General features: G+C 44.7%; 14 protein-coding genes. 7 read left to right on the forward strand and 7 right to left on the reverse strand.

The window, feature by feature from the left end:
• The coding region (mobV, locus tag GNF10_RS33370; RefSeq protein ID WP_185607382.1) for a MobV family relaxase at window positions 1-923 on the reverse strand (923 nt) is incomplete at its 3' end.
• 36 nt (window positions 924-959) lie between these two features.
• Here mobV (GNF10_RS33370) and GNF10_RS33365 point away from each other — a divergent pair.
• Window positions 960-1,145 carry a hypothetical protein gene (locus GNF10_RS33365; RefSeq protein ID WP_185582077.1) on the forward strand — a complete coding sequence of 62 codons (186 nt, stop codon included), beginning with the start codon at window positions 960-962 and terminating at the stop codon, window positions 1,143-1,145.
• Window positions 1,146-1,332: 187 nt separating this feature from the next.
• Window positions 1,333-1,599: a hypothetical protein gene (locus tag GNF10_RS33360; protein ID WP_185582076.1), complete on the forward strand. Its 267-nt coding sequence runs from the start codon at window positions 1,333-1,335 to the stop codon at window positions 1,597-1,599.
• A gap of 422 nt (window positions 1,600-2,021) precedes the next feature.
• Here the strand turns inward: GNF10_RS33360 and GNF10_RS33355 are convergent, their stop codons facing one another.
• Complete coding sequence (locus GNF10_RS33355) at window positions 2,022-2,162, reverse strand: hypothetical protein (RefSeq protein WP_185588118.1); 141 nt, start codon at window positions 2,160-2,162, stop codon at window positions 2,022-2,024.
• 198 nt (window positions 2,163-2,360) lie between these two features.
• Here GNF10_RS33355 and GNF10_RS39070 point away from each other — a divergent pair, with 198 nt between their 5' ends.
• The 3 genes from GNF10_RS39070 to GNF10_RS33345 all read left to right on the forward strand — a co-directional run bounded on the left by GNF10_RS39070 (window position 2,361) and on the right by GNF10_RS33345 (window position 3,634).
• A complete protein-coding gene (locus tag GNF10_RS39070) occupies window positions 2,361-2,483 on the forward strand; it encodes a hypothetical protein (protein WP_256874773.1) in 123 nt (40 codons plus the stop codon).
• Between the two features lie 525 nt (window positions 2,484-3,008).
• Window positions 3,009-3,440 (forward strand): hypothetical protein, encoded by a 432-nt coding sequence (locus GNF10_RS33350; protein WP_179076787.1) that lies wholly within the window; start codon window positions 3,009-3,011, stop codon window positions 3,438-3,440.
• 5 nt (window positions 3,441-3,445) lie between these two features.
• Window positions 3,446-3,634: a hypothetical protein gene (locus GNF10_RS33345; protein ID WP_185592944.1), complete on the forward strand. Its 189-nt coding sequence runs from the start codon at window positions 3,446-3,448 to the stop codon at window positions 3,632-3,634.
• A gap of 616 nt (window positions 3,635-4,250) precedes the next feature.
• Here the strand turns inward: GNF10_RS33345 and GNF10_RS33340 are convergent.
• The 3 genes from GNF10_RS33340 to GNF10_RS39075 all read right to left on the reverse strand — a co-directional run bounded on the left by GNF10_RS33340 (window position 4,251) and on the right by GNF10_RS39075 (window position 5,524).
• A complete protein-coding gene (locus GNF10_RS33340; protein WP_185592944.1) occupies window positions 4,251-4,439 on the reverse strand; it encodes a hypothetical protein in 189 nt (62 codons plus the stop codon).
• A gap of 5 nt (window positions 4,440-4,444) precedes the next feature.
• Window positions 4,445-4,876, reverse strand: coding sequence for a hypothetical protein (locus tag GNF10_RS33335; RefSeq protein ID WP_179076787.1), 432 nt, complete (start codon window positions 4,874-4,876; stop codon window positions 4,445-4,447).
• A 525-nt stretch (window positions 4,877-5,401) separates the two neighbouring features.
• Entirely contained in the window at window positions 5,402-5,524 is a 123-nt protein-coding gene (locus GNF10_RS39075; protein WP_256874773.1) for a hypothetical protein, read from the reverse strand.
• A gap of 198 nt (window positions 5,525-5,722) precedes the next feature.
• Here GNF10_RS39075 and GNF10_RS33330 point away from each other — a divergent pair, with 198 nt between their 5' ends.
• Window positions 5,723-5,863, forward strand: coding sequence for a hypothetical protein (locus GNF10_RS33330; protein WP_185588118.1), 141 nt, complete (start codon window positions 5,723-5,725; stop codon window positions 5,861-5,863).
• Window positions 5,864-6,285: 422 nt separating this feature from the next.
• Here GNF10_RS33330 and GNF10_RS33325 read toward each other — a convergent pair whose 3' ends face one another.
• Window positions 6,286-6,552, reverse strand: coding sequence for a hypothetical protein (locus tag GNF10_RS33325; protein ID WP_185582076.1), 267 nt, complete (start codon window positions 6,550-6,552; stop codon window positions 6,286-6,288).
• A gap of 187 nt (window positions 6,553-6,739) precedes the next feature.
• The gene (locus tag GNF10_RS33320) at window positions 6,740-6,925 is read right to left on the reverse strand and encodes a hypothetical protein (RefSeq protein ID WP_185582077.1); all 186 of its coding nucleotides are present in this window, start codon (window positions 6,923-6,925) and stop codon (window positions 6,740-6,742) included.
• 36 nt (window positions 6,926-6,961) lie between these two features.
• Between GNF10_RS33320 and mobV (GNF10_RS33315) the strand changes: the two genes are divergently transcribed.
• Window positions 6,962-7,884 (forward strand): MobV family relaxase (gene mobV / locus GNF10_RS33315; protein WP_185607382.1); only part of this gene is annotated, 923 nt, incomplete at its 3' end.

Below are 7,884 nucleotides of genomic sequence, written 5' to 3' on the forward strand. Positions count from 1 at the left end.
CGCCACCGCTCACGCTCGTAATTTAGCCCCAGTTCCCAAGCGACATCCTCTAAAGCCAAGTCGCGCAGTTGTTGAGTCTGAGCCTCTAACGATCGCACCCGCTTCTCTAATTGCTGTCGTTCCTTTTCGCTATCCCTCGCCCGTTGCTCCGTCCTCTCCAATCGTTCTATCAGGAACTTTCGGTCAGCCAGTTGATGGTTAATCGCTTGAAAGTGTTCATCAGACTGAATCCTGGCAACGTAATTCCTAGCTGATTCAAAATTAGTTGGTGCTAATTGGTTATTTGTAATGACTGCGGTGAGTGGTTCACTGTTAACGGCTTGGTAATATTCCTTTACTTTGGTGTGGGTTGCTTTGCTACCCTTGACCCCCCGTTCAATGCCCAAAGGAGCAAGTGCAGCAGCATAACTATCTTGGAGTTTGGATAACTTGATTCTTCCCTGTCCACCTCTACCGCCAAACATCGCATCATGACTGACTCTCCCGGTTTTTTCATTCAATGGCACGATGTAGGCGTGAATGTGTGGGGTACTTTCATCTAGGTGGAGTTCTGCCCTGACGCACTTTGATCCATAGTTTTGAGATAGCCAGTCACGAGATGCGATCGCCCATTGCTGCATCAGTGAATCAGACCACTGCCCCGACAGAGATGGAGCTTTTGGGCGGAAATATTCAGGTGATGCCGAGAGAAACATCTCGGTGCATAACACTGCATCCTTTCGGGGTAGATACTTGAGCGTAGAGATTTTCTCCTTGACTATCTCCTCTAAAGAGCGATCGTCTTCTCCCCCAATTAACCGGACATTCTCTCTAGTTGGATCTGCGTTGGGTGTTTCTCTGTTTCTGGTAACATGGTCATCACTTCCGGCAACGTTGCCGAATGTTTTTAGTTTCTCAATTCTGAGAATTGTTAGTGGCGACATAAAAGATCCATACTACAAATGCAGTACTTTTGTAGTATGAAAAAACCTCTCCAAGCGAACGGCGGTTTCATGTCACGAGCGCAGCGAGAGATGGCGCAGCCACCCGCAGGGCATAAAACCATAGTGAGTATGGTATCACTTATACAAAACCCTGAAATCCACTTTTGGGGGAGAAATCGCGCTTACTCCCTACTGTCAAAATACGCCCAAAAGCACCTTTAGGGTACATAACGACAGTCGTTTGACAGTCATTGGGGTTTCGGGTAATGACAGTCGTTTGACAGTCATTTGGTACAGTAGAGGGGTACTAGGGGTGGTTTACGGCGCATTTTGACAGTCGTTTGAATTTGGTATCAATCAACACGATGGCTTACTCATAATCTTCTCTAATTCGATAGGAATACAGGACATGGAGCAACCTAATTTAGAAGTGCTTTCGATTAAGCGTAGTCATGACAGTAGCGATGGCCAGTTGCTGCAATTTTTACGAGAGCGAGAGCGTCGAATGTCGGGCAGAGGTTTGACTAAAATTGTTTTGAGTACTTTAAGGATGTGTTGGGGGCCATTTGTCATAAAGCGCATTGGTGCTGACAGCGACACTCTCAAGACTGCTGTGATTTACTCTATCTCACAGTTGGAATTACAGATTCACTTGCTCAAGCAATTACTCGATTGAGGGGTTTTTTGAAGTACCTTTGCAATATCGCAGTATTTTACAAACTCACTTAGAATCTCCCGTAACTCATGGACAATTCACGCATTCCAAATTGGAGAAGTGCGATCGCCCGTAGTCACGTCAAGAATTGAGATTAGGGATTTGGGTTTTGGTAGTCATGGTCTGGTAGTCATGGTCTGGTAGTCATAATAGATTTGGTAGTCATGATGATTAATATCTATTTATATAGAGGGCGTGACTACGGTATCAGAACTTGATATAAAATGCGGCTATTCTCAGTGGTGACTACCAAGTATTGTATAAAAGCTAGCAGCCATAAGTTGCTAGAGAATTAATTGGGATAAAGCGATCGCTTCGGGAATTAAGCATAGGCCGAAGAAGGTGCTTCGGCTAGCAAGAACCGCAGGCATCGCGGCCATTGTCTAACTACTGCCGGGAGCAAAATCAAGAGCGGTGGCTTTAAGGTCTGAAGGGGTGAGGCAAGCGATCGCGCTGTGGTCAATTAGAGGCAGAGAAATTAGGCAGTCAGGATGATCGCCTTTGCAAGCTACGCCCGTAGTCACGCTAAGAATTGAGATTGGGGATTTGGGTTTTGGTAGTCATGGTTTGGTAGTTACGATGAATTTGGTAGTCATGATGGTTAATATCTATTTATATAGAGGGCGTGACTACGGTATCAGAACTTGATACAAAATGCCGTTATTCTCAGTGGTGACTACCAAAAACTGTATAAAACCCAGCATTAGCAAAGCAGTACAAACTTGAGATGGTGGCGCGGCTATGCCAGTGAAAAGACGCGACAACGTAGTTGTAAGTCTTGGGCATTGGGTATGGTATGGGGTGAAGCGCTTGCTCCCTTAGCGATCGGCTACGGTGGCGGGTAAGCTGGGAGCTAGCCAGAAGAAAATAATAAAGCATAACTACTGGAGCGATCGCTATCGTAAAACAGGAGACGTGGCAACGCAGTTGCCAGTCCAGTCCACCACACCATAGATGTCAATAACCGCGCTGACGATTCTGTGCAATGGCGTAACCGCCCTCTGTCTTGCGATCGCTAATCATAGATTTGTTCCAGCCAGTTACTCAAATTGCTACTAAAAACCCAATGAATGAATTTTGGGTAAGGGCTGGACGCGATGATTTTCTCTAAGAATTTTGAGGAGCGTAGCTTGCTGCCAACTCTTGGAGACGTTGCGCGTAGCTTGCTTCCACGAAGTGGTACGGCATCGCTTTCTCTAAGAAATTTTGCTGGCTGTCAAAGAATAGTCACAACCTGTTATCGCTTTCAAAACTTGTTATTACAAATGTCTAACCAATAGATGCGGTATGGAGGCGTAGCTTGCCTCTACTAGCGCGGCTACAGAAGTTATGCCCTAAAATTTTCAATAGGCATAACCACTATAACTGCCATGACAGACCGCATCGACCAAATCATAGAGAAGCTTCAACAATTAAAGGAAATCAGGCAGCATCTGGTCAATGAACCAATGTCTGAATCTGGGGTCTGGATTCATCAGTATGAGGTACGCAAAAAATATAAAAAAGATGGTGAAATCTACTGGTATGTATACGCAAAATGGCAAGCTAATGAGCCAATTTTCAAGAGAAACCCAAAAGCTAGGCTAAAAGGGATTGTCAAGCGCGGCAAGAACCCAGACTATACCTGTCACCAACACATAGGCAGGGTCAGCAGTAGCACAGGGCTAGGAACTGATTCAGAGGTCGCGATCGCATATCAAGAGTGGGAAAATCGCAAGCGGTTAGACGCGCTTGATAAAGCACTTGATGAGATAGAAAACGCGCTTATAGAAGTTATGCCAGACCAAAATAACAAAGCATAACTATTGTGGGGCATAGCAGGAGACGCGGCAAAGCCGCCGTCGCCAGTCATAACCACCCATCACGCCGCCTGAACGCCGAATACCTGATAACCGCGCTGGCAATTGGGAGAGCGATCGCAGAAGGGAGACGCGGCAACACAGTTGCCAGTCAAAAACCACCAACGTCACCACCGCGAACGCGGCAAAATCAATAACTTGTTATTATATAAAACTGTTATAATCTGTCACCCAAACCTTGTAACCTGTTAAATAACGTAAATTGATCTATAACATATTAGCTAAAGTAGTAACAGGATAATGCATATATACTGTTATAAACTCATCTACCAATCTAACCATTACCTGAAACCCTTGTCATACAATGATTGTGGATATATGCGTTATTAATAGGCTATGCAAATATGAACAGGTTATAACTAACTAGTTAACGCATACATAAACCTGTTATATAAAAGCTTATTGCAGACATGAGCATAATCTAACCTGTTATGTCTGTTAATTTAAATTAACAGACATAACAGGTTAGATTATGCTCATGTCTGCAATAAGCTTTTATATAACAGGTTTATGTATGCGTTAACTAGTTAGTTATAACCTGTTCATATTTGCATAGCCTATTAATAACGCATATATCCACAATCATTGTATGACAAGGGTTTCAGGTAATGGTTAGATTGGTAGATGAGTTTATAACAGTATATATGCATTATCCTGTTACTACTTTAGCTAATATGTTATAGATCAATTTACGTTATTTAACAGGTTACAAGGTTTGGGTGACAGATTATAACAGTTTTATATAATAACAAGTTATTGATTTTGCCGCGTTCGCGGTGGTGACGTTGGTGGTTTTTGACTGGCAACTGTGTTGCCGCGTCTCCCTTCTGCGATCGCTCTCCCAATTGCCAGCGCGGTTATCAGGTATTCGGCGTTCAGGCGGCGTGATGGGTGGTTATGACTGGCGACGGCGGCTTTGCCGCGTCTCCTGCTATGCCCCACAATAGTTATGCTTTGTTATTTTGGTCTGGCATAACTTCTATAAGCGCGTTTTCTATCTCATCAAGTGCTTTATCAAGCGCGTCTAACCGCTTGCGATTTTCCCACTCTTGATATGCGATCGCGACCTCTGAATCAGTTCCTAGCCCTGTGCTACTGCTGACCCTGCCTATGTGTTGGTGACAGGTATAGTCTGGGTTCTTGCCGCGCTTGACAATCCCTTTTAGCCTAGCTTTTGGGTTTCTCTTGAAAATTGGCTCATTAGCTTGCCATTTTGCGTATACATACCAGTAGATTTCACCATCTTTTTTATATTTTTTGCGTACCTCATACTGATGAATCCAGACCCCAGATTCAGACATTGGTTCATTGACCAGATGCTGCCTGATTTCCTTTAATTGTTGAAGCTTCTCTATGATTTGGTCGATGCGGTCTGTCATGGCAGTTATAGTGGTTATGCCTATTGAAAATTTTAGGGCATAACTTCTGTAGCCGCGCTAGTAGAGGCAAGCTACGCCTCCATACCGCATCTATTGGTTAGACATTTGTAATAACAAGTTTTGAAAGCGATAACAGGTTGTGACTATTCTTTGACAGCCAGCAAAATTTCTTAGAGAAAGCGATGCCGTACCACTTCGTGGAAGCAAGCTACGCGCAACGTCTCCAAGAGTTGGCAGCAAGCTACGCTCCTCAAAATTCTTAGAGAAAATCATCGCGTCCAGCCCTTACCCAAAATTCATTCATTGGGTTTTTAGTAGCAATTTGAGTAACTGGCTGGAACAAATCTATGATTAGCGATCGCAAGACAGAGGGCGGTTACGCCATTGCACAGAATCGTCAGCGCGGTTATTGACATCTATGGTGTGGTGGACTGGACTGGCAACTGCGTTGCCACGTCTCCTGTTTTACGATAGCGATCGCTCCAGTAGTTATGCTTTATTATTTTCTTCTGGCTAGCTCCCAGCTTACCCGCCACCGTAGCCGATCGCTAAGGGAGCAAGCGCTTCACCCCATACCATACCCAATGCCCAAGACTTACAACTACGTTGTCGCGTCTTTTCACTGGCATAGCCGCGCCACCATCTCAAGTTTGTACTGCTTTGCTAATGCTGGGTTTTATACAGTTTTTGGTAGTCACCACTGAGAATAACGGCATTTTGTATCAAGTTCTGATACCGTAGTCACGCCCTCTATATAAATAGATATTAACCATCATGACTACCAAATTCATCGTAACTACCAAACCATGACTACCAAAACCCAAATCCCCAATCTCAATTCTTAGCGTGACTACGGGCGTAGCTTGCAAAGGCGATCATCCTGACTGCCTAATTTCTCTGCCTCTAATTGACCACAGCGCGATCGCTTGCCTCACCCCTTCAGACCTTAAAGCCACCGCTCTTGATTTTGCTCCCGGCAGTAGTTAGACAATGGCCGCGATGCCTGCGGTTCTTGCTAGCCGAAGCACCTTCTTCGGCCTATGCTTAATTCCCGAAGCGATCGCTTTATCCCAATTAATTCTCTAGCAACTTATGGCTGCTAGCTTTTATACAATACTTGGTAGTCACCACTGAGAATAGCCGCATTTTATATCAAGTTCTGATACCGTAGTCACGCCCTCTATATAAATAGATATTAATCATCATGACTACCAAATCTATTATGACTACCAGACCATGACTACCAGACCATGACTACCAAAACCCAAATCCCTAATCTCAATTCTTGACGTGACTACGGGCGATCGCACTTCTCCAATTTGGAATGCGTGAATTGTCCATGAGTTACGGGAGATTCTAAGTGAGTTTGTAAAATACTGCGATATTGCAAAGGTACTTCAAAAAACCCCTCAATCGAGTAATTGCTTGAGCAAGTGAATCTGTAATTCCAACTGTGAGATAGAGTAAATCACAGCAGTCTTGAGAGTGTCGCTGTCAGCACCAATGCGCTTTATGACAAATGGCCCCCAACACATCCTTAAAGTACTCAAAACAATTTTAGTCAAACCTCTGCCCGACATTCGACGCTCTCGCTCTCGTAAAAATTGCAGCAACTGGCCATCGCTACTGTCATGACTACGCTTAATCGAAAGCACTTCTAAATTAGGTTGCTCCATGTCCTGTATTCCTATCGAATTAGAGAAGATTATGAGTAAGCCATCGTGTTGATTGATACCAAATTCAAACGACTGTCAAAATGCGCCGTAAACCACCCCTAGTACCCCTCTACTGTACCAAATGACTGTCAAACGACTGTCATTACCCGAAACCCCAATGACTGTCAAACGACTGTCGTTATGTACCCTAAAGGTGCTTTTGGGCGTATTTTGACAGTAGGGAGTAAGCGCGATTTCTCCCCCAAAAGTGGATTTCAGGGTTTTGTATAAGTGATACCATACTCACTATGGTTTTATGCCCTGCGGGTGGCTGCGCCATCTCTCGCTGCGCTCGTGACATGAAACCGCCGTTCGCTTGGAGAGGTTTTTTCATACTACAAAAGTACTGCATTTGTAGTATGGATCTTTTATGTCGCCACTAACAATTCTCAGAATTGAGAAACTAAAAACATTCGGCAACGTTGCCGGAAGTGATGACCATGTTACCAGAAACAGAGAAACACCCAACGCAGATCCAACTAGAGAGAATGTCCGGTTAATTGGGGGAGAAGACGATCGCTCTTTAGAGGAGATAGTCAAGGAGAAAATCTCTACGCTCAAGTATCTACCCCGAAAGGATGCAGTGTTATGCACCGAGATGTTTCTCTCGGCATCACCTGAATATTTCCGCCCAAAAGCTCCATCTCTGTCGGGGCAGTGGTCTGATTCACTGATGCAGCAATGGGCGATCGCATCTCGTGACTGGCTATCTCAAAACTATGGATCAAAGTGCGTCAGGGCAGAACTCCACCTAGATGAAAGTACCCCACACATTCACGCCTACATCGTGCCATTGAATGAAAAAACCGGGAGAGTCAGTCATGATGCGATGTTTGGCGGTAGAGGTGGACAGGGAAGAATCAAGTTATCCAAACTCCAAGATAGTTATGCTGCTGCACTTGCTCCTTTGGGCATTGAACGGGGGGTCAAGGGTAGCAAAGCAACCCACACCAAAGTAAAGGAATATTACCAAGCCGTTAACAGTGAACCACTCACCGCAGTCATTACAAATAACCAATTAGCACCAACTAATTTTGAATCAGCTAGGAATTACGTTGCCAGGATTCAGTCTGATGAACACTTTCAAGCGATTAACCATCAACTGGCTGACCGAAAGTTCCTGATAGAACGATTGGAGAGGACGGAGCAACGGGCGAGGGATAGCGAAAAGGAACGACAGCAATTAGAGAAGCGGGTGCGATCGTTAGAGGCTCAGACTCAACAACTGCGCGACTTGGCTTTAGAGGATGTCGCTTGGGAACTGGGGCTAAATTACGAGCGTGAGCGGTGGCG

The organism is Nostoc sp. UCD121 (assembly GCF_014222285.1).
In the GTDB taxonomy this organism is placed as follows: domain Bacteria; phylum Cyanobacteriota; class Cyanobacteriia; order Cyanobacteriales; family Nostocaceae; genus Nostoc.